The organism is Clostridium sp. AM27-31LB (genome assembly GCF_003480745.1).
In the GTDB taxonomy this organism is placed as follows: Bacteria; Bacillota; Clostridia; order Lachnospirales; family Lachnospiraceae; genus Butyribacter; species Butyribacter intestini.
In genome coordinates this window covers 649,657-671,698 of the sequence record NZ_QUJS01000001.1, presented here as the reverse complement: position 1 = coordinate 671,698, position 22,042 = coordinate 649,657, and the positions used below count along the sequence as shown (strand labels likewise).

The 22,042-nt window shown below is 37.6% G+C and carries 16 protein-coding genes; 3 read left to right on the top strand and 13 right to left on the bottom strand.

Annotated elements, in window-relative coordinates:
* Nucleotides 1-175: 175 nt before the first annotated feature.
* On the bottom strand, nt 176-1,993 hold the full coding sequence (locus DW721_RS02660) for a methyl-accepting chemotaxis protein (protein ID WP_118744706.1): 1,818 nt from the start codon (nt 1,991-1,993) through the stop codon (nt 176-178).
* Between the two features lie 291 nt (nt 1,994-2,284).
* Nucleotides 2,285-2,434: a FeoB-associated Cys-rich membrane protein gene (locus tag DW721_RS02655; RefSeq protein WP_022014380.1), complete on the bottom strand. Its 150-nt coding sequence runs from the start codon at nt 2,432-2,434 to the stop codon at nt 2,285-2,287.
* A gap of 278 nt (nt 2,435-2,712) precedes the next feature.
* On the opposite strand from DW721_RS02655, the gene DW721_RS02650 reads away from it, so the two are divergent.
* Both DW721_RS02650 and abc-f read left to right on the top strand, forming a co-directional pair.
* On the top strand, nt 2,713-3,075 hold the full coding sequence (locus DW721_RS02650; protein WP_022014381.1) for a metal-dependent transcriptional regulator: 363 nt from the start codon (nt 2,713-2,715) through the stop codon (nt 3,073-3,075).
* 26 nt (nt 3,076-3,101) lie between these two features.
* Nucleotides 3,102-5,054: a ribosomal protection-like ABC-F family protein gene (abc-f, locus tag DW721_RS02645; protein ID WP_118744705.1), complete on the top strand. Its 1,953-nt coding sequence runs from the start codon at nt 3,102-3,104 to the stop codon at nt 5,052-5,054.
* Nucleotides 5,055-5,218: 164 nt separating this feature from the next.
* Here abc-f and DW721_RS02640 read toward each other — a convergent pair whose 3' ends face one another.
* From DW721_RS02640 to DW721_RS02595, 10 genes are all read right to left on the bottom strand, one after another.
* Complete coding sequence (locus DW721_RS02640) at nt 5,219-6,745, bottom strand: AAA family ATPase (RefSeq protein ID WP_118498343.1); 1,527 nt, start codon at nt 6,743-6,745, stop codon at nt 5,219-5,221.
* A 13-nt stretch (nt 6,746-6,758) separates the two neighbouring features.
* On the bottom strand, nt 6,759-8,027 hold the full coding sequence (locus tag DW721_RS02635) for a VWA-like domain-containing protein (protein ID WP_243035933.1): 1,269 nt from the start codon (nt 8,025-8,027) through the stop codon (nt 6,759-6,761).
* A gap of 40 nt (nt 8,028-8,067) precedes the next feature.
* Nucleotides 8,068-9,090: a leucine-rich repeat domain-containing protein gene (locus DW721_RS02630; RefSeq protein WP_022014385.1), complete on the bottom strand. Its 1,023-nt coding sequence runs from the start codon at nt 9,088-9,090 to the stop codon at nt 8,068-8,070.
* Between the two features lie 269 nt (nt 9,091-9,359).
* Nucleotides 9,360-10,520: an FprA family A-type flavoprotein gene (locus tag DW721_RS02625; RefSeq protein WP_118744703.1), complete on the bottom strand. Its 1,161-nt coding sequence runs from the start codon at nt 10,518-10,520 to the stop codon at nt 9,360-9,362.
* 62 nt (nt 10,521-10,582) lie between these two features.
* Complete coding sequence (locus DW721_RS02620; protein WP_172794159.1) at nt 10,583-11,518, bottom strand: cytidylate kinase-like family protein; 936 nt, start codon at nt 11,516-11,518, stop codon at nt 10,583-10,585.
* Nucleotides 11,519-11,581: 63 nt separating this feature from the next.
* Nucleotides 11,582-13,669, bottom strand: a complete 2,088-nt coding sequence (locus tag DW721_RS02615; RefSeq protein ID WP_118744702.1) for a L,D-transpeptidase — start codon at nt 13,667-13,669, stop codon at nt 11,582-11,584.
* A gap of 233 nt (nt 13,670-13,902) precedes the next feature.
* Nucleotides 13,903-14,745: a purine-nucleoside phosphorylase gene (locus tag DW721_RS02610; RefSeq protein ID WP_182436178.1), complete on the bottom strand. Its 843-nt coding sequence runs from the start codon at nt 14,743-14,745 to the stop codon at nt 13,903-13,905.
* A 281-nt stretch (nt 14,746-15,026) separates the two neighbouring features.
* The gene (locus DW721_RS02605; protein WP_347560351.1) at nt 15,027-16,925 is read right to left on the bottom strand and encodes an ABC transporter ATP-binding protein; all 1,899 of its coding nucleotides are present in this window, start codon (nt 16,923-16,925) and stop codon (nt 15,027-15,029) included.
* Between the two features lie 34 nt (nt 16,926-16,959).
* Nucleotides 16,960-18,699, bottom strand: coding sequence for an ABC transporter ATP-binding protein (locus DW721_RS02600; RefSeq protein ID WP_022014391.1), 1,740 nt, complete (start codon nt 18,697-18,699; stop codon nt 16,960-16,962).
* 55 nt (nt 18,700-18,754) lie between these two features.
* Nucleotides 18,755-19,249, bottom strand: coding sequence for a DUF5721 family protein (locus tag DW721_RS02595; RefSeq protein ID WP_118498332.1), 495 nt, complete (start codon nt 19,247-19,249; stop codon nt 18,755-18,757).
* 315 nt (nt 19,250-19,564) lie between these two features.
* Between DW721_RS02595 and DW721_RS02590 the strand changes: the two genes are divergently transcribed.
* Complete coding sequence (locus DW721_RS02590) at nt 19,565-19,753, top strand: hypothetical protein (protein ID WP_022014393.1); 189 nt, start codon at nt 19,565-19,567, stop codon at nt 19,751-19,753.
* 194 nt (nt 19,754-19,947) lie between these two features.
* On the opposite strand, the gene DW721_RS02585 is transcribed toward DW721_RS02590, so the two are convergent.
* Entirely contained in the window at nt 19,948-21,855 is a 1,908-nt protein-coding gene (locus DW721_RS02585) for an alpha-amylase family glycosyl hydrolase (RefSeq protein ID WP_182431409.1), read from the bottom strand.
* Nucleotides 21,856-22,042: the final 187 nt, after the last annotated feature.

Here is a 22,042-nt window from a genome sequence, read left to right as displayed (position 1 = left end):
CAATATACAATGTAAAATTTATGTATATTTTATACAAAATTAGATGTTTCTAACCAGAAAAAAGACCAGACATAATTTATTCTGCATTATTGTATGTCAATAAAATGCTAAATTATGTATCCGGTCTCTTTTATTTTAAATTATCCGATTTTAATCTTCAAACCTTTTTAACCACCTAAACCTCATCTTTTCCAGCTGCTTTCTCCTCTAAAACATATACATTATCATTTGATGCTGTTTCTGGTTCCTCATTATTCCCATCAAATATTGTCTTAACATTAAATCTGCTGCAATTATCTTCAAGTACACCTACAAGCTCCATACTGACATCCATCTCACTTCTTATCTTTTGCACCTCTCCTGCAAGTGATGTAGTTCCCTGAGCCGCATTTCCAATACCTCTCGCACTATCTTCTATAACAGTTGTAATATTTGATACTGACTCTACAAGCTTGTTGATAACCTTATGCAGCTTTCTTGTCCTTTCAGTAAAATCATTCATCTCATCATTTATATAAACCGAATCGTCACTGTATTTTCTTCCCGAAGCAACAAAATTGTTATAATCCGGTAAAATATTACTGTCAATATATTCTACTATCCGGTTAGAATTTTTGCTAAGCTCATTAACTGCAGAAATAACAGTTTCATTTATATTCTGTATATTATTTGCTGTCTCCCTGCTGCTGTCGGCAAGCTTTCTTATCTCATCCGCGACAACCGCAAAACCTTTTCCGGCTTCCCCTGCTCTTGCTGCCTCAATCGAAGCATTAAGTGCAAGAAGATTTGTCTGGCTTGATATTGATAATATCTCATTAGTAAGACCTTCAACCTGCTCAACACTCTTGCTGTTATCTATAGCTTTCTTAAGATTTTCGATGATTTCTCCGATCATTTCGCCCGTTGTCTGTCGGCTCTCAACTGCATTCTTTTCAAGTTCTGATGCCCTGTGCTGCATATCATCCGAATAAGCTAAGATATTCTCACTTGACTTTGCAAACTCTGCAACGCTGTCATCTACATCTTTAACATTTTTATCTATGGTAACAAGTGTTGCCGATACTTCCTGCATAGATGCCGATAACTCCTGCATAACCGCTGAAACATCACATGACCTGTCATTTACAAGGCCTATGCTTTTCTCAACAACGGCAAAGTTTTCCCTAAGTCCGTTTGATGACTCTACGACATCACCTATAACCCTTTGCAAAACATCCATAAATTTATTCATTCCGTTTACAAGACGACCTATCTCATCCTTTGTCCTTACGGTTATCCTCTCGCTAAGATCTCCGCAATTATTTTCAAGCTTGTCGACAACGCTGTCAAGATCTCTTGCAGTTTCCGTAGCCGGCTTTGTTATCGTTATAATACAGGCAAGAATCGCTATAACACTTATGATAACTGATACAACTATCTGAATAACAGACATTCTTATAGTCATATCAAATGTCTGTGCCTGACTCTTATTTGATGCTGCTATCTCATTTTGTATAGCTTCCGTAAGTGCATTAATGGATGATTCTGTCTTGTCCACAAGAGAAGCCAGTTCATCATTTGCCATCTGTATCGCACCACCTATATCGTCCTCACATAGTTTCAATGACTCCATATATTTTTTATAAAGAGCATCATATCTTTCCTTAAATGTGTTAAAACTGTTTACCTCTTTTGCATTTTTTTTATCAATGCTTTTCTCATATTCTTCTATATCATTTGTCACACCCTCTGCCACATCCGAAATTTCTTTTCTTACTTCTGTCTTGGCAGTTTCATTTCCGGTCACAAAATACACAAACAACAGCTTGTGCATTTTGTGAAACCCAATAGAAAGCGAGTCCAGTTTATATATCGCTTCTGAATTTGATTCAGAATTTTGGATACTTGACTTCTTCAGGCTCTTCATTGATGCAATGTTCCATCCCGAATATGCTATACATATAAATGCAAGTGCAAGTATAGGAATGAGTACTTTTAATCTTATTGTTTTCATATTATTTTCTCCTCTATATCCGCTTTTTTCACCATAAATCTTATTACTTATCTAAACATTATACACGCTTTATATTGTTTAGTCTATATAATTTTATGTTTTTATGCCAATTTTTGTAACAGTTCAGCCTTGCATTTCTTACATTCATAAACCTGCCAGCGAGCTGTCAGGCGCTGCTTTGCAATTCTCGTTGGTACTGCACTACTTTATGAGCATTTTCCTATAACATAAAAAATAAAGACCAGGCTTACTTGAAAGCTCAGTCTTTATTATTAATTTCAGTGTCTTACTCTATCTTTTTTCTTTTTTATGGCTTACACATCCTCCGCAAGTTGCACAGTTTCCGGTGCAGCCTCCATTTTTCTTCCCGTTTATGACACTTCTCAATGCAGCAGCCAGTGCCGCCAATATTATTATGCTTATAACAATTGTTGCAACCATTTTTACGCCTCTTTTCCGTTCATATCAGATTAGTATCAGATGATTTTACCTTTCGTTTTACATTTGTGTACAACAGCAGTAACAAACAGATACAAAATCTTATTTTTATTATTATGTTGACTTTTTGTTTATTATTCCTTACAATCGTTAGTATAACCTAACTAGAAATTATTGTCAATAAAGAGATTTCTTCCGTATGACAGAGCGGCAGCATTGAAAAAACAAGTTCCTTGTGTTAATATATATTATGGAATAAATATATGGTGAGGTGAATTATGATGAATACTAACGAATCTTCTGAAAATTATCTTGAAACTATACTTATGCTCAGTAAGACCCTCCCTGTTGTAAGGGGTGTAGATATAGCAAATCATCTTGGCTTTAAGAAGTCAAGTGTAAGTGTTGCAATGAAAAATCTTCGTGAGAAAAAACATATTACGGTTACTGATGCCGGTTACATATATCTTACGGATTCAGGTCGTGAGATTGCTGAAATGATTTATGAAAGACATGAATTTATTTCAAAATGGCTTATATCACTTGGCGTCTCAAAAGAGGTTGCCCTTGAGGATGCCTGCCGCATCGAGCATGTTATAAGTAAAGAAAGCTTTGAAGCCATGAAAAAAAATCTTCATAATTAATATGAACGTTACCACGGAGGAAACATATGATTTTACAATGCAGCCACATCTGTAAGTCTTTTGCTACAGATGTAGTTTTAGATGATGTATCATTTCATATAAATGACAATGAAAAAGCCGCTATCGTAGGAGTAAACGGTTCCGGAAAGTCCACTTTATTAAAGATAATCGTTGGAAAATCCGGATACGACTCCGGCGATATAATTATAAAAAAAGAGGCAACGGTAGGTTATCTCGCACAGAACCAGGAATTTGAATCAGGTGAGAGCATTATAGAAGAAATGCAGACTGCAAAACCTGAAGTCAAAATCCTTGAAAAAAAGATGCATGAACTTTCAGACTGGATGAACAGTGCATCCGGCGATGAACTTGATTCTCTTATAAGACAATATGACAATGCAAGACACCGTTTTGAACAGCTTGACGGATATTCCTATGAAAGCGAGATAAACGGTGTTTTAAAAGGTTTAGGATTTGAGGATAATGATTTTACTAAACCTATTTCTAAACTTTCAGGCGGTCAAAAAACGAGAGTTGCTCTTGCAAAGATGCTCTTACAGGCTCCCGACCTTATAATACTCGACGAGCCGACAAACCACCTTGATATGAACTCTATCCACTGGCTTGAGGGTTATCTTGCCGGATATAAAGGAGCGGTTCTTATTGTAGCTCATGACAGATATTTTCTTGACAAGATAGTAACAAAGGTTGTTGAATTAAGGCAGACACATTCCACAGTCTTTTCAGGTAACTACAGTGACTACTCCATAAAGCGTCAGGCACTTCTTGACTCCCTCATGAAGCAGTATATGAACCAGCAGGCAGAGATAAAGCATCAGGAGGAGGTTATCACGAAACTTCGTTCTTTCAATAGAGAAAAATCCATAAAGCGTGCGGAGAGTCGTCAAAAAATGCTCGACAAAATGGATCGTATCGAAAAACCGATAGAAGAAAACACACAGATGCATCTTCTTTTCACACCTAAGATACAAAGTGGAAATGATGTACTTACCGTCAAAAACCTTTCAAAAAGTTTTGGTACTCTCTCACTCTTTTCGGATATTGCTTTTGAAGTAAAACGCGGAGAAAAAGTTGCCATTATCGGAGACAACGGTACCGGCAAGACTACTATCCTAAAAATGATAAATAAAATGCTCGCTCCGGATACGGGCAGCATAACACTTGGAACTAATGTGCAGATAGCATATTATGACCAGGAGCACCAGGTACTCCACATGGAAAAAACTCTCTTTGAGGAAATCCAGGACACCTATCCTACAATGACAAACACGCAGATACGAAATATGCTCGCTGCATTTTTGTTTACGGAAGATGATGTTTTTAAGAAGATTAAAAACTTAAGCGGTGGAGAACGAGGTCGTGTTTCTCTTGCAAAACTTATGCTTTCAGATGCAAATTTCCTTATCCTTGACGAGCCGACAAACCACCTCGACATAGATTCAAAGGAAATTCTTGAAAACGCCATAAACAATTTTGAGGGAACCGTACTCTATGTATCGCATGACCGTTTCTTCATAAATAAAACAGCAACAAGAATACTTGACCTGACAAAACATCAGATAGTAAATTATGTTGGAAATTATGACTATTACCTTGAGAAAAAAGAGGATAATGAACGTGCACAGCTTAATGATACTATCATCGCTGCCGCTTCATCTGACAATACTGTTTCTGCGTCTGCCAACACGCCAGAATGTCAAAATGCCACTTCTGACACAAAGCTCAGTTGGAAACAACAGAAAGAAGAACAGGCACGACTTAGGAAACTGGAAAACGAAGTCAAAAAGATAGAAGCTGAGATTGAAAAGCTTGAAAATGAAAATGAAGAACTAACCGAACTTTTACAAACAGATGAAGTTTCGACAAATTCCGTCAAATTGCAGGAGATTTCTTCCAAGATTGAAAAAAACACCAACAGACTTGAAGAACTTATGGAACGCTGGGAAAGCATCCAATAAATAAAAGTCCGACTACATTGCAGCTTTGATATTTCATTTTTGTAACAAAAAACCGACCGCATTGTAATTTGAAAATTTAATTTATATTACAATGCAGTCGGTTTTTTGTTTTTTTCTAAGCAATATTATTAATTTCTTTTTGTTTTTAGCTTTTTCATTTTCGACTAGAAATCTCTTATATGCTCACCACTGTATATCTCATCTTTCCTAAGCTTCGACATTATCTCCTCTTTTTTAGTTCCGACAAGAAGTTCACTGTTATATTTAAGATATTTTTCACTTGGATTGTCAGAAAGAAACATTGCAATCTCGCTGTTCATCGTAAGCTCCGTCACAAATACGACCATCTCCTGGCCTGCTCCGAGTGTTTCCTCAATAAATGTAAATACATTTTCAAGCTGCTCTGATGCCATGTCCTCACTCTCTTCAAGTATCTTTCTCTGATTTTCAAAACCTGAAAGTGCTTCTTCAAATGCCGCATCAATGTCTTTCTCTGAACTGATTTCTGTTTCTGACAGCTTATTTATAAGATGTTCATTTGCCTTTATCTCATCTTTATTTAAAAATCCTGCCTTTTTATCTCTCTCAAATAAAGATTTTCTTTCCTCATACAAGGTGTTGTAAATTGTTCCCGTTCCCATACTTTTTTCTTCAAGTTTTGCTTTATAGCCTTTTAAAAATTCATACCACATATCAGTGACAAGTTTATTTAACCAAACTTTATGGAATGACACTTCAAGTCCGCTTATCAAAAGATTTACGACACTTACTCTCTCATCAAAAGACGCATCAAATATATTTTGGTATGACTGTTTCAACGGATTACCGTCAAGTATCTCCTGAATGCCATAATCATTTTTATACTTCTCATAAAGTGCAAAATAAGCTGCGACATCTTTTGCCGTATCATCATGCTGTATAAATTCGGCTATTATGTCCTCGTCAACTTTTATCCCTATATCCTGATATGCATCATACAGATTGCTTAAATCCTCCCAGCCTCTCGCCGTCACAAACTGCATTCCGTCTATATCAGCCTCTACTTTGTAGAAATTATTAGGTCTCAGCTCAAGATAATTTATTATTGCTCTGTTTATATGGTGGTTTACCGCATATTCTTTCCATATATTAAAGTCAGCGTCAACATCTATCTTTCTCACACGGTCAAGTGTCACCATGTCAAACTCTCTTACCGACTTGTTGTATTCTGACGGATTTCCTGCTGCCACGATTATCCATCCCTTAGGCACTTGCTGATTTCCAAATGTCTTACATTGCAAAAACTGAAGCATTGTAGGTGCAAGTGTTTCCGATACACAGTTTATCTCATCAATAAATAAAATCCCCTCAGGAATCCCACTCTCCTTAATCTTTCTGTAGACACTCGCAATAATCTCGCTCATCGTGTATTCGGTTACAGAATACTTTTTGCCGCCAAACTCCTCCTCAACAATAAACGGAAGTCCGACTGCACTCTGCCTTGTGTGATGCGTGATAGTATATGAAACAAGACCTATCCTGCACTCCTTAGCAATCTGCTCCATTATCTGCGTCTTGCCGACACCCGGAGGTCCGATAAGTAAAATGGGACGCTGTCTGATAGTCGGGATAATATACTCCCCATCCGCATCCTTCTTTAAATAAGCCCTCACTGTATTTTTAATTTCGTCTTTAGCTTTCTTTATATTCATTGTTTTTCCTCTCTTATTCCAGCGAAACTTTCATTGCCCATGCCGGCACTGCTGTCTCACTAAGCTTATCAATAAATACAAATGCCGTATTATAAGGCATCTTTTTTTTAGGATATTTTCCTTTTCCGTCCGTAAAATACAAAAGTCCCTGAAGTTTCTTTATCTCACCTGTATCAATCAGGTTATTTACATATTCAAATGCAGGTCTGAAATCAGTATTTCCACCGCCTGCAAGTTCAAAATTATTTATAAGTATATCTATATCCGTGTCACCTGTAACTGTTATATCCGAATGTACCAGCTCGTCACACTGTATTATATGTATCTTTCTCTTTCTGAAAAAGCTGTCTGTCTCTGACAATATCGTAAATGTTTCCCTCAAAAACTTTTTGACAAGTTCACCGCTCGTTGAATAACTTGTGTCAACAACTATAACAAGCTCCCCTATCCTAAGATTTTCCTTTGTTTCTACCGGCTCTATAAGCGGCATATTTTTATATATCCTAAGACCATATGTATAATAATTTAAGTCATATTCATCCATATCTATCTTAAGCTCTTCCTTTAATATACAGAACTTTCTCAAAAAATTCCTGTAACTTTTCTTTCCTCTCTCAGTCTTTACCTGCTGCTGCCAGAAATTTTTTCCTTTATCGCTGTCTTTCCCCTGACTTTCTTTTTTTATCTCGCTCTGTCTTGATATTTTATCCCACTTATCCTTTGTCTGATTTTGTGCCACTGACATTTTATCTTCTTTCGGCCAGTGCTTGTGTGTATCGGTATAAAATTCCATATGAAGCCTGTTTACCGTCTCGCTGTCAGTTTTCATAAGTTCTCTGTATATAACTGCAGCCGATATACCGTCAGGATTTTCATCTATCTTTTCATATACCTGCATCCTCAACCAGCTAAGCGGTCTTTTTAATATTTCCTTTTCCATATTGTCTATAGTGTACTCGACAATAATATCACACGCAATGCCCCATATAAATAAATCTCTCTCACCTCTCACCCACAGGTGGCTGAAAATGCAATGCAAAACACTATGCAGAAAAAGCCTGTCAAGGTATTTAGAGTTTTTCTTAAAAACGCTTATCATATGTTCAGGCTTAAAAAATATACAATTTCCATCTGTTGACATGGTCTCTATCGTCTCGTCAACTTGCGGTATAAGCTCACTAAAAGCAACATCAAAAAATCTAAGCTCAATATAAAGTTCATTCTTAATAAATTTAAAAATATCATTAGAAACCTGCCACTCCCACCCGCTCTGTGTCTGCACTCTCAATTTTATATCCACCTCCCATGCAATCACCTAAATTTTAAAAGGCATATCTCGACTTCCGTATATCCTCTTTTTTCCGGCGGTATTTTAATATAAGTGCTGCCGCCTCACCAAAGCCGGTCTCATTTGCCACAACTATTGCTCTTTCTATCATATTCCTGTCACCACTAAACTTTTCAAGCATAAATTTTATCTCATCAATATTTTTATCATAAATACAGCTACCAATGATTTCATTTTTGTTATTTTTCAGATAATCCATATACAAAACTTCTGATGAACTTCCAAGCATATATGGATACATCAGACGATAGAGTGCGATTTTTCCTGCAACCTTTACGCTTTCCTCTGCAGATGCCTTTGGAAATATCGTATCATACTGGTTCATGTCAGCTTTTCCACCATCAAAGCACTGTCTTGCCCGAAATCCTTCACCCTCTATGTTTCTTCCGAATATATGTGCAGGAGCTATCTCGTCATAGACTTCACTATATTCAGGATAAAGCACTTTAGCAATTACTTTTTCTTCTTTTATATATGTGACTTCAATCTCTGAAGAAATCCTGCTGAGCACCTGTTTAAGTCCTGTAATGTCACTTATATCACTTCGTAAATATATCTTATTTAAGCTGCGGCAATTCATAAACACATCACTGCCAACCTCTTTTATATTCTTTCCTATTGTAATACTTTCAAGCTTTTTACAGTTGTAAAAAGCATTATTTCCTATCTGCATCACACCATCAGGTAACTTTATGCTGTTTGCAAACTCACCTGCAAATTCATGGTAAATTGTTTTGTCTATATCTATTTCATCATATTCATTCTGTAATTTTTCCGGCAGATGCAGCTTTTCTGAAAAACAATATGGTGCAATCTTATTTATCTTATCACATTCTCTTTTTATATATAAATCTTCATTTTCAATATCTTTATTTGTCTGGTCTTTTTTTCTATCTGCAATATCTACAGTGCCACTTTTTCCAAAAACACGATAAAGCGTAAAGCCTGTCTCATTTTTATCTAATAATAAAATAAGCTCATTTATTTCTCTTATCATTTTTTTGCTGACTTCCTATACTCTAAAAATAATACTGCCATGTTCTGAATTAATTATCGTTACTGTTCACCCACAAACCTGACAACACGGTCAAGCTATACGCTAATAAGCGAATTTCATAAGTTTAAACAGTACCTTTTATCAAAACATGGCAGTCTGACATTTTCAATTTTTTATAATTATTATTTTATAATTTCACCATGAAAATCTTCACCGTTGCCCGTCGCATTGTAAACCCTTCTGCACCTTACTCTCTGTCCGGTTTATGATTATTTCAAAAGTTCATCGATCATCTTATCCATCTGCTCGACATTTTCTTCTTTAACTGTTGATTTGATTGAAACTATATTTTCACATATCTCAATGTTTTTCATACTCTCAAGACTCTCACGCATTTTCTTTGCCGCAAGAGGAGCCCATGAACCATTTTCAACAAGTGCAGCTTTTCTCTTCTGGAAATTCTTTGATTTTAAATGATTTAAGAAATCTTCCATAACCGGGAAAAGTCCTCCATCATAAGTTGCGCAGGCAAGCACCATCTTGTCATATCTAAAAGCCGCTTCAACAGCTTCTGCCATATCGTCTCTTGAAAGATCCATGACTTCCATCTTCTCAACGCCTTTTGCCTTAAGTTTGTCTGCTATCTGCTTTGCCGCTTTTGCAGTATTGCCGTGGATTGATGCATAAGCCACAAGAACACCTTCATCCTCAGGCTCGTAACTGCTCCATGTGTTATAAAGGTCGAGATAATATCCAAGATTTTCCTTTAATACAGGACCATGAAGCGGACATATGGTCTGAATGTCAAGTGCAGATGCTTTTTTAAGGAGATTTTGAACCTGTGCACCATATTTTCCTACTATATTGAAGTAATATCTTCTGGCTTCACAAGCCCATCCCTCATCATCCTCTGAATCGAGTGCTCCGAACTTTCCAAATCCATCGGCAGAGAAAAGTATTTTTTCTGTTTTCTCATATGCTACCATAACCTCAGGCCAGTGAACCATAGGTGCCATCACAAATGTAAGCGAATGACTTCCGAGAGAAATCTCATCACCCTCTTTTACAACGACCTGTCTGTCAGCAAAATCCTCATCAAAGAACTGTGGGAGCATCTGGAAAGTTTTTGCATTTCCGATAAGCTGCATATTTGGATATTTATGTGCGATAAGCCCTATATTGGCTGCATGGTCAGGCTCAAGATGTGATATAACAAGATATGATGGCTCTTTCCCGTCAAGTGCCTCCTCAATATTTTTAACCCATTCATCTGTTGCTCTTGCATCGACTGTATCCATTATCGTAATCTTTTCATCAAAAATAATGTATGAATTGTATGATACGCCATCAGGTACTACATACTGACTCTCAAATAGATCTATATCCTTATCATCCACCCCAACATATTTTATACTTTCTGAAATAAACATAATTTAAAAATCTCCTTTCGTATCCAAAAATTTTTATCTAATAATAAGTGCAGTCATCTACACTAATTAAACATATTAAACATTTTCTCAATAACTTCCACCGTGCCTTCAATACCATAGCAAGCTGTATTAAGGCACATATCGTAATTTTCTGAATGACCCCAGTGGCGGCCTGTATAATAATTGTAATAAGCCTTTCTCGCCCTGTCCATATTCCTTACTTTTTCAACAGTGTCATCATATGAAGCTCCTGTACAAGCCATATCGTGTTTTACTCTCTCCTCAAACGGAGCTCCGATAAATACTGAGATGTGAGGTATATCTGCGTGCTCCAGCACAACATCTGCACAACGACCTAAGAATATACAGTCACCTTTTTTTGCCATTTCCTCTATCATCTGGCTCTGTGCAAAGAAAAGTTCATCATTTCCTGCAAACTTGCGAAGTGAAAATGGAGTCTTATTAAGCCATCCTTTTTTGCTGTCTGCCTGTGATGCATCGACACTTGAAAAATCTCTGCCTATATGCTCGCACGCCATTTTGATTATCTGGTTGTCATAGTAAGACATATTTAATCTTGTTGAAAGTCTCATACCAACTTCATGTCCGCCGCTTCCATACTGACGACCTATGCAGAGTATTCTGTGATTTCCGTCTTTAAATCTGTCTTTCATCTCAGATATGTTACTTACAAAGCTGTCTGGAAGCTGTCTTGTCGGATTGTACTGCGCAAGCATCTTATTAAGTTCTTCAAGCTCTTTTTTGCACTCCTCCGCAACTGACGGATTCTTTATAGTCGAAATCATATTTCCGATAAGGATAGTCTCGTCTCTTATAAAATGCCTCTTATCTTCGTCAAGATGTTTAAGCATCTTTTTCACCGATAAATCTTTTCCTGCCGGAAATACCTTTCCCATCGTACTTCCCGTTGCTTCATAAACTTTCACATCAAGTTCATAAATCTTTTCAACAAGCTCTTTAACATCATATTTTTCCATATTCATCAATCCTCCATTCCTGCATAAAATACTACCCTGCCGATAAACATCTGTACATATTTTCTAATAACCTACTTTTTTTCCTTTGGATGTCATATATCCGCTTATCCTGCCCGCTTTATAGTCTTTCTTCTTTGTGGCAGCCGGCACTGAAGGATCTGTAGGGTCATAATTTATTGACTCTGCTATTTTTATCGTAGCAGCTTTTCCGAGAGGTCCCGGTTTTTTAGAATTTCCTTTTTCAATTTTAACTGAACTGCCCACAGCTGCATAATCGTAAAGCCACTTTGCATCAGCAACAGTCATTCTTATGCATCCTGCCGATGCTGCACTGCCAAGTTTGTTATAGTTGCTTGCACGAAGTGCATAATGCGACTGACTTCCAACAGCTATCGCATGAAAATAAACATTTCCGACAACATGACTTGCCCATCTGGCATAAACGGTGCTTCCATCAGGCTCTCCCATAGGCTTTAAACTATATTTTGCTGCCGTACCGTTTGAAGAAATCGAATACGAGCCAAGCGGTGTGTAAGACGATGAAATAGAAAGTCCTGCCGCACCTGATGTGGTTGCTGTATCTCTGCCTACCGAAACTGTACAAGTCTTTACCGGTATGATATAGTCTTTTTTCTGACTGTCGTATGCATATATAGTAACACAACAGGCAGCTCTGTTCACTACTATTTTTAATTTTTTGTTACCTTTTTTTAATTTAAGCACATTTGTGAGATCTGTAAGTTTTTCTCCGTTTTTATAATAAAACTTATAAACTTTTCCGGCATATTTTTCATAACGCCATCCGTTCTTTCCAACCTCTGAACTTTTTACACTGAACTCTTTTGTCTTAAATTTAATCTCCTTATTCCACTGTGTATAACCACACGCAACAACCTGTGTTCTTCCACTTACCATATACTGATAGTTTGCAATATATGTTTTATTTGAATATACACCGATAAGTTTTTTTATCAATGTTCTCTTACCGTTTTTTATGCTGTAAACTTTAAATCTTACACTTTTTATATTTCCCGGTATATACGCATTTTTAAGTCTGAATTTTGCGGTACCATTTGCCAGCTTAGTTACTGTAAGTGTCCCCGTTTTTACCCTTACTGACGCAGTTCCGGTCTTTTTAAGTATTCTCACTATCCCCGCGTTGTCCGTCACTGAAACTTCTATCTTATAATTTCCAAACTTATAATTTATCGTTTTTAACGGTATATCTGAATAATAATATGTACTTGTACCGTTATGCACCCCCTTTTCCGTACATACAAGTTTTCCTGCACTGTTATAAATATTAAATGTAACATTCTTTACGACAAGTGCTGAATTTACTTTCTCAACAAAAACTCTAAATGTCTGATTTTTTTCTGTTTTTGAAGTTGACTTTGAGCCGATTTTCCCATAAGTAAGTGCAAGATTAAACTCTTTTTGTGCCAGCAGCTCACTGCCGCCTGAAAGTTTGCTGTTTATAACAGTGAATCTCGCATAATATGTACCATATGTATTACAATACTTTGTAAGATCAACATCCCAGCTTTTTGTTGCAGTCGGAATAACTGTTGCCGTTCCAACTTTTTTCTCATCTTTTCCGTTTTTCTTCAAAATCGAAAGCTGTATCTGACTGTCTTTTCCCGGAATAATAATATCATTTTCTTTATTTACTAAAGATATAGTCCTGTTTGTTTTTGATTTATATCCTGCAACATCTAATGTTAATTTATCCCTGTGTATTGAAAAATCGCACTTTGCAGCAGCCTCTACAGGAGTACCGTCACTCATAAGAAATGAAACCGTATATTCCCTATATGCATATGTGCTTATATCTGAAAGTGAAAACGAACCTGAATACTGTCCGTTCTGGCAGTTTTCTGCTGTAAATGTCACCGGCTGTTCAAGCACTGTGACCGTATTTTCAGATTCATCTTTATATGTAACCTTTGTTGTCATCCCCGATGTCTGTGCCGTATCTATACCTGCAAGTGTATAATTGCATACACCGTTTTCTCTGTCAGCATTGACATCTGCACTGTACTGCGCAGCTTTTGCGTTTGGTGAAATCGCAAATACCGCAACTACTATAGCAATCATAAATACTGCCGGCAATGCAATGAACTTTTTTTTGTGTTTACCTTGTTTTAACATTTTGTTCCTCCCATTTCTATCTACAGATATACTATTTATATGAATAGTGCAGCCACTTTTTCACATACATATATTTTACCACTTCTTAATAATGTAATGCAAGTGCGGCAAATGATATTTTGCCCTGTTAAATATTGATGCGTAACTTCACAAACAGTGTCAGGTTTGCGAATGTGCAACTCTCAATTCAGACATAAAAAGAGCGAAATCAGCGTTTTACTCCTGGTGTCACACTACTTTACGAGTATTTTCTCATGTATATTTTTAATGCTCTCTGTCACAAGTTTCTTAAAGTCGCCTGATACCCTGTCGGCTGTTTCCTGTACTTCTTTATGGCTAAGTGGTGCAACACTCATGCCACTTGCAAGATTTGATATACACGAAATACCGCATATCATCATACCCATATGGTTTGCCGCCACAGCCTCGCAAGCCGTACTCATTCCGACGGCATCCGCACCAAGCACTCTCGCCATCCTTATTTCCGCCGGAGTCTCATATGCCGGTCCTGTAAACTGCAGATATGTTCCCTCTTTTAAGTCAATGTCAAGTTCAGCCGCCGTCTTTTTAATCACCTTTCTTAAACTAATATCGTATATCTCGCTCATATCAGGAAATCTCGCACCGAGTTCATCAATATTTTCCCCAATAAGAGGTGACGGCACAAAGCTTGAAATCTGATCCTTTATCAGCATAAAATCACCCAGTCTGAAATCATAATTCACACCTCCGCCCGCATTAGTAAGAAACAAAAACTTTGCTCCCATCAGTTTCATAAGCCTTATTGGAAGCACTACATCAGAAATATCATATCCCTCGTAATAGTGGACACGCCCCTGCATACACACAACAGGCACATCTCCAACATAACCGAAGATATACTTACCCTGATGTCCCGGAACGGTCGAAACCGGAACCCCCTCAATCTCATGATAATCAAGCTCGCAGACAACCTCAATGCCATCCGCAAAATCACCAAGCCCTGAACCAAGCACCAATGCAATCTCCGGCTTAAAATCAACCTTATTCCTAAAACACTCATAACATCTGCTAAGCTTATCATAAACTTTATTCATCCACAAAATCTCCTTACTATTATAATTTCCATACGGTTATCTCGATACAGTAAATTGCGAAACTGTCATAATATATAATTAAATTGTGCAAATATAACAAATAGTGTTAGCAGTGTACTCTGTCACCGTCAGCACTTAGTCAGCGTATTTTGCTGACGGGTCAATGCTTTTTTATTGACCTATGTACTGCTACGAACGACAACATAGCGAAAGCGTGCCGACGGTATTATTTATTATAGCCATGCAAGCATCACAACCTACAATCAGTTTCGCCCACTACCTTATCCTGCAATCCCTTTTCCAAGTTTCCCCGTATAAAGCTGGTAATACTTGCCTTCCTCTTTTATAAGTTCATCATGCGTTCCACGCTCTATTATCCTGCCCTGCTCAAGAACCATGATACAATCACTGTTTCTTACTGTTGAGAGTCTGTGGGCGATAACAAATGTCGTTCTGCCTTTCATAAGTCCGTCCATTCCCTGCTGAACAAGTTTCTCAGTTCTTGTATCTATCGAACTTGTAGCCTCATCAAGGATAAGTGCAGGTGGGTCTGCAACTGCCGCACGTGCTATTGCCAGAAGCTGTCTCTGTCCCTGACTCAAGTTTGCACCGTCACCGGTGAGCATTGTGTCGTATCCGTCAGGAAGTCTTGTGATAAAGCTGTGTGCATTTGCAAGTTTTGCTGCCTTTACGATTTCCTCGTCTGTCGCATCAAGTTTACCGTACTGGATGTTTTCCCTTACTGTTCCGGTAAACAGATGTGTGTCCTGCAAAACGATACCAAGCGAGCGTCTTAAGTCATTTTTCTTTATCTTGTTTACATTGATACCGTCATATCTTATCTTTCCATCCTGAATATCATAAAATCTGTTTATAAGATTTGTGATAGTTGTCTTTCCGGCACCAGTCGCACCTACAAAAGCTATCTTCTGACCCGGTTTTGCATAAAGCACTATGTCGTGGAGTATCATCTTGTCATCATTATAACCAAAGTCAACATGGTCAAATACTATGTCACCTCTCATATGTGCATATGTGGTTGTTCCGTCATCCTTATGGAAATGTTTCCATGCCCACATTCCCGTGTGTTCTTCTGTCTCGACTATATCTCCGTTTGCATCCTCTTTTGCATTGACAAGCTCGACATATCCGTCATCCACCTCAGGTTCTTCATCAAGAAGCTTAAATATTCTGTCTGCACCTGCCATAGCCATTACGATAGAGTTAAACTGCTGGCTCATCTGGTTTATAGGCATTGAGAACGATTTATTAAATGTAAGGAAACTTACAAGACCACCTATCGTAAATCCGCCAATACCGTTAAGGGCAAGAATACCTCCGACCATCGCACAGAGCACATAGCTTATGTTTCCAAGCTGTGCATTTATCGGCATAAGTATGTTGGCAAATTTGTTGGCATTGTTCGCACTGTCAAACAACTGGTCGTTTAACCTGTCAAATCCCTCCATGCTTTCTTCCTCATGGCAAAATACCTTGACTACTTTCTGTCCTTCCATCATTTCCTCGACATAACCGTTTAACTTACCTATATCTCTCTGCTGAGCCATAAAGTAAGAACCGCTTAGTCCGCCAATCTTCTTTGTAACTACAAGTGTAACACCGACCATCACAAGTGTGAGGATAGTAAGTGGTACATTGAGTATCAGCATATAAATAAATACGCTGACAATGGTTATCGCACTTGATATCGCCTGAGGAATACTCTGGCTTATCATCTGACGGAGCGTATCTATATCATTTGTGTAAAGTGACATAATGTCTCCATGTGCGTGTGTATCAAAATATTTAATAGGAAGTGTTTCCATCTTATTAAACATTTCTATTCTGAGTCTTTTAAGTGTTCCCTGAGTAACATATATCATAAGTCTGTTATACAGAAATACTCCTATGACACCTGCACCGTAAAATATTCCTACTTCTGTTATCTTTGCAAGAAGTTTTGAAAAATCAGGGTCAGAACTTTTTGACAAAGGCACTATATATTTGTCAATAAGTGTCTGCGTAAACATTGTTCCCTGATTTGTTGCAAATACACTTGCTATTATTCCGACTACCACTATAAGACAGTGTACCCAGTAATACTTGAATACATATTTCATCAGTCTTATAAAAAGTTTGCCCGGATTTTCTATTTTTGCACCCGGTTTTCCCGGTCCCATTGGTCCTTTAGGCATAAAGCATTAACCTCCTATATTATTTTTCATCAAAATCGGCATTGCCGTTTACCTGTGATTCATATACTTCCTTATATATCTCGTTGTTTTCAAGCAGTTCATCCGATGTTCCAAAGCCGTTTACACAGCCGTCCTCCATAACGATTATCTTGTCACAGTCCTTTATACTTGAAACTCTCTGTGCAATGATTATCTTTGTAGTTCCCGGTATCTCCTCGGCAAACGCTTTTCTTATCTTTGCGTCAGTTGCAGTATCAACGGCACTTGTCGAATCATCAAGTATAAGTACCTTAGGTTTCTTTATAAGTGCTCTTGCTATACAGAGTCTCTGTTTCTGTCCACCTGATACATTGTTACCGCCCTGCTCGATATATGTATTGTAGCCGTCTGGCATCCTGTCGATAAATTCATCGGCACAGGCAAGTTTGCATGCTCTTATACATTCCTCGTCAGTGGCATTTTTGTCACCCCAGCGGAGATTGTCAAGTATCGTTCCGCTGAACAGTACATTTTTTTGCAATACGACTGCAACCTCATCCCTGAGCGTCTCAATGTCGTACCTTCTTACATCAATTCCGCCAATCTTAACCGCACCGTCAGTTACATCATAAAGACGGCTCAAAAGATTGACAAGACTTGATTTGGCACTTCCCGTTCCTCCTATGATACCGATAGTCTGTCCTGACTTTATCTCAAGATTAATATCCTTTAAAACAGGAGTTTTTGCTTCTTTTTTGTAGCTGAAGTTTACATGTTCAAAAGAAATGTCGCCACTCTTAACTTCCATAACAGGCTTCTCAGGATTTGTTATGTCAGGTTTCTCATTTATTACTTCGCATATACGCTCTGCACTTGATACACTCATTGTTATCATTACAAATACCATTGAGAGCATCATAAGGCTCATAAGTATGTTCATGCAGTAAGCAAGAAGTGTTGAGAGATTGCCTATCTCCATATCTCCACCTACGATAAGTTTTGCACCTACTAAACTTATGATGAGAATACAACTGTAAACCGTAAGGTTCATAAGCGGCATGTTGTAAGCGACCGTCTTTTCTGCTTTAATAAACATCTTATAAACATTCTCACTTGCTTTCGTAAATTTCTTCTGTTCAAAACTCTCTCTTGAGTATGCCTTTACAACTCTTATCGCATTTACATTTTCCTGAACACTCTCGTTAAGTTTATCGTATTTTTTAAATACCTGGTCAAAATATTTCATGGCAACTTTTATTATAAGTGCAAGGAAACATCCGAGTATGATAACTGCTATAAGATATATAGAAGCAACCCTCGCATTTACATAAAATGACATTGCCATAGCACAGATAAGGCTCGCCGGTGCTCTCATGCACATACGGAGTATCATCTGATACGCATTCTGAACATTTGTTACATCAGTCGTAAGTCTTGTCACAAGACCTGAAGTACTGAACTTATCAATATTTGAGAAACTGAAAGTCTGAATATTGTCATACATAGCCTTTCTTAAGTTTCTCGCAAATCCCGTCGATGCACTTGCACCGTATTTTCCACCCATAGCACCAGCCCAAAGGCTTACAAATGCTGTTAATACCATCAGTGCACCCATAAGGTAAATATGAGTAAGATTACCTTTTTGCACACCATCGTCAATTATTGAACCCATTATCAATGGAATAATAGTTTCCATGATAACTTCCAAAATCATAAATACAGGAGTAAGAATCGAATCTTTTTTAAATTCTTTAACCTGTCCGCCTAATGTTTTAAGCATTTTTGTCCTCCTTATAATTTATTAAATTAAAAACATGAAGCCGTTAGCATAAATATTATACCTCAACTGAAATCTTCAATGTCCTAATCCACTCTCTTATGGCATCATCCCATCCTCTGTCGAGTGTTTTATCCATTGTAAACTCTCTGTGTGTGATACCTGTCACCATAGTAAGTTCACCTTTTTCATATCTTATCTGAAGATAAAGATCAGGCTGCTCGCTTAAATATCTTGAAAACACTCCACTTCCCGCAAGAATTTTTTCTGCTGCCTTATGGCTCGCCTTAAGCGAGAACTTCATATACTCAGGCGTCTTTTTTCCTTTTATGTAATCAAATAAAAAATCCCTTGCCTCTCCCCAGTATAAAAGTTCGGACAATTGATTTTCTTTTTCGTCATCATCATACCAATTTAAATTTCTTTTTCCATTTATTTCAAACATGGCAAATGTTACCACCTTTGACTCTTCAAGCAAAAACTCATCAAATGTCTCCCTTAAAAGCAGATGAGCCATTGTTATCTTAATATCATTTATTTTTAAACTTAACATAAAATCTCAACTTTCCGTTAATACTATTTACACGACAACAAAGACAGCAAAACCGATGCCTTATTTAGCATCAATCTTCTGTCAGTTGTCTTTATATATATGTAGCTTCAAACCATCGGTGAATGTTACTGAACCCACTTTTATACAGACAGTAACATTGAATACTCCGTACATTTGTGCACCTTGTACAGAATAGTATTTGAGCAGTTATGTAATGCCACACCGAAAGTATAGTCCTGTTCATAATTCAGATTGTTTTCCCTAAAATGAATAAGACCATACAAACACTTAAAATGCACAGAAACGAGGTTTTCCATGAAAAAAAATGCTGAAACAATGAAAGAAGTAGCTTCACTTTGCAGCAAATACTGTAGCTGTGACGATTGCGGATGTAAAAATTCAACATCAGCAAATGCATCCTGTCAGAATTGCACACACTATGATGCTAAAAATGTGTGTGACATCGATCTTTATGAAGAAATCGTGACTAACCACAACCTTTAATACTGTCCGACAACCGACAGTTAAGAACTTTTAGGATGCTGCAAAGCGACCGTAAATACAAACAGTCTTTTTAGCATACCAACAGTTCTTATGAGGGGCAATGTAAATTCATTGCCCCTTTTTGCTGTCAGCATTTATATGATTTGCCGGCATTTTTTCTCTGTCCATACTTCACTCCATGTATCGTAATCATTCTATCTGCCGACAAATACAACTATACTTCTCGGCTCAACCATATATTCCCTAAATAGCTGTTTCTCCGATTTGATTTTCCTTTTTCTTTTTTTCTTCGGTGGCACTGTAAAGAATTCTCCCGAATGGGTATCAATGGCAGGATACCATTTTTTACCAACCGTGGGATTTGGAAGTTCAAACACTTTTTGTTCCCAGAACATATTAAAAGCGATATAAATGTCATCATCCTCGGTGATGCCGTATCTGCCACCGAGCAGTATGCCAAGCATCCTGCTGTAATTTGAAAAATCAGCTCTCCACGCCTGTGTGCCGTGAACCGACATATCAGGTATGCCTATGCCTTTCGTATCAAACATCGAAAGCGGTTCTTTTCCATGCAATACACAGTGTTGTTTTCTGAAAGCTATCATCCTTTTGACAAATTCAAATATATCCTGCTCTGACTTTGTGTGTTTCCAGTTGAGCCATGTGATATTATCATCGTGGCAATATGCATTGTTATTGCCAAGCTGGGTATTGCCAAACTCATCACCCGCAAGAAGCATAGGCGTTCCCTGACTGCAAAGCAGCATCGTAAAGGCATTGCGTATCTGGTTCATCCTGCTTCTCATTACGGCTCTCTTTCTGGTCTTTCCCTCAATGCCGCAGTTCCAACTGTAATTAAACTCCGTCCCATCATTATTATTCTCACCGTTTGACTCATTGTGCTTTATATCATATGACACAAGATCCATCATAGTAAAACCGTTTACATGAGTGATAAAATTTATAATAGAATAATCAGGAGCATTTCTCTTAAATCTCTCCGAGAAAGTCTGAACCATACCCTCATCACTCTTTAAAAAGCGTCTTGCATCATTCATAAAGCCCTCATTGTACTCAGCAAGCACATTGTCATTTAGTGCACCTGTGTCATGGAGCATATTTTCATCCCAGTAAGATGTAAGAAGTTTGACTCCTGAAATAATCGGATCCGATACGAGCGAGATTGCAGGCATTACCTCCTGATTTACCCTGAATCCGTCAATATGGTAATTAATGACCCAATGCCTTAAGCAGTCTGTCATAAGATACAGATTTGTCCCCGGTTTGAAATAGATATCCATAAGAACTTCAATCCCTGCAAGATGCATCTGTCTTACAAACTCTTTAAACTCTACATCTGAATGTCTGACATCTGAGGCATAAGATGATTTAGGGGACAGATAATATGTATTTTTAGTGCCATATCCCCAGTAGTTAATCCTGTGTTTCACATCCTCATCACTATCATTTTCAGACGGTGCATTATAGCTGCCCACGTCCAAGCTCAGTTCATCAAACTCATAACATGGCAAAAGCATAAGTGCATTTATACCAAGTTCTTTAAGGTAGGGGATTTTTTCAATGATACCAAGATATGTTCCCTTATCTTTAACTTTTGAGGATGAATGTTTTGTAAAGCCCCTGACATGAAGCTGATACATTATAACTTCACTGAAATCCCTTCTCGGAAGGACATCCTGTTTCCAGTCAAACTCCTCCAGACTTATACCTGCACGCACACTGTCAGGATTTCGTCTTTTTCCCCATCTGTCACGCCCGTGTATGATCTGTGCATAAGGATCGGCAAACTCCTCACCGTCTGCCTCATACATATACTCATATTCCTCCGACAACACCTTTGCTATATTGCAAGTGTCATCACCCTTTATTCCAGTGACGGTAACAAAATAAACGCTTCCCTTTTTGTATTCATCTTTCAAAGGAATGACAGCCGCCGGAAGTTTCCTGCCTATACGATACAGCTTCAGCATACACTTCTTTTTATTTGGAAGGTAAACCGCAAACTGTACACCTCTGACTACTTTTGTGACTCCGAGTGTCAGGGTATCTCCCGGCTGAACATTAAACAACTCCTTTGACATTTTCGTTTTCTCCATTCAATCTGATGTACTTATTTTGTATGCTTATAGCAATACAATAATCTATAGTATTCTTATTTTACTACAAATTCTTTCTATCTGCAAAACATAATTTGTTAAATATTTGTGTTCACCTTGTAAACATTAAATAAACTATTTTAAGATTTTTGCCTTATACCCTTGCAAAATA

Coding starts and splice junctions, on each gene's coding strand:
- DW721_RS02600 (WP_022014391.1), bottom strand. CDS start 18,699: ATGCTTAAAACATTAGGCGGACAGGTTAAAGAATTTAAAAAAGATTCG.
- DW721_RS02660 (WP_118744706.1), bottom strand. CDS start 1,993: ATGAAAACAATAAGATTAAAAGTACTCATTCCTATACTTGCACTTGCA.
- DW721_RS02655 (WP_022014380.1), bottom strand. CDS start 2,434: ATGGTTGCAACAATTGTTATAAGCATAATAATATTGGCGGCACTGGCT.
- DW721_RS02630 (WP_022014385.1), bottom strand. CDS start 9,090: ATGATAAGAGAAATAAATGAGCTTATTTTATTATTAGATAAAAATGAG.
- DW721_RS02595 (WP_118498332.1), bottom strand. CDS start 19,249: ATGTTAAGTTTAAAAATAAATGATATTAAGATAACAATGGCTCATCTG.
- DW721_RS02625 (WP_118744703.1), bottom strand. CDS start 10,520: ATGTTTATTTCAGAAAGTATAAAATATGTTGGGGTGGATGATAAGGAT.
- DW721_RS02590 (WP_022014393.1), top strand. CDS start 19,565: ATGAAAAAAAATGCTGAAACAATGAAAGAAGTAGCTTCACTTTGCAGC.
- DW721_RS02585 (WP_182431409.1), bottom strand. CDS start 21,855: ATGTCAAAGGAGTTGTTTAATGTTCAGCCGGGAGATACCCTGACACTC.
- DW721_RS02610 (WP_182436178.1), bottom strand. CDS start 14,745: ATGAATAAAGTTTATGATAAGCTTAGCAGATGTTATGAGTGTTTTAGG.
- DW721_RS02620 (WP_172794159.1), bottom strand. CDS start 11,518: ATGGAAAAATATGATGTTAAAGAGCTTGTTGAAAAGATTTATGAACTT.
- abc-f (WP_118744705.1), top strand. CDS start 3,102: ATGATTTTACAATGCAGCCACATCTGTAAGTCTTTTGCTACAGATGTA.
- DW721_RS02615 (WP_118744702.1), bottom strand. CDS start 13,669: ATGTTAAAACAAGGTAAACACAAAAAAAAGTTCATTGCATTGCCGGCA.
- DW721_RS02605 (WP_347560351.1), bottom strand. CDS start 16,925: ATGGGACCGGGAAAACCGGGTGCAAAAATAGAAAATCCGGGCAAACTT.
- DW721_RS02650 (WP_022014381.1), top strand. CDS start 2,713: ATGAATACTAACGAATCTTCTGAAAATTATCTTGAAACTATACTTATG.
- DW721_RS02640 (WP_118498343.1), bottom strand. CDS start 6,745: ATGAATATAAAGAAAGCTAAAGACGAAATTAAAAATACAGTGAGGGCT.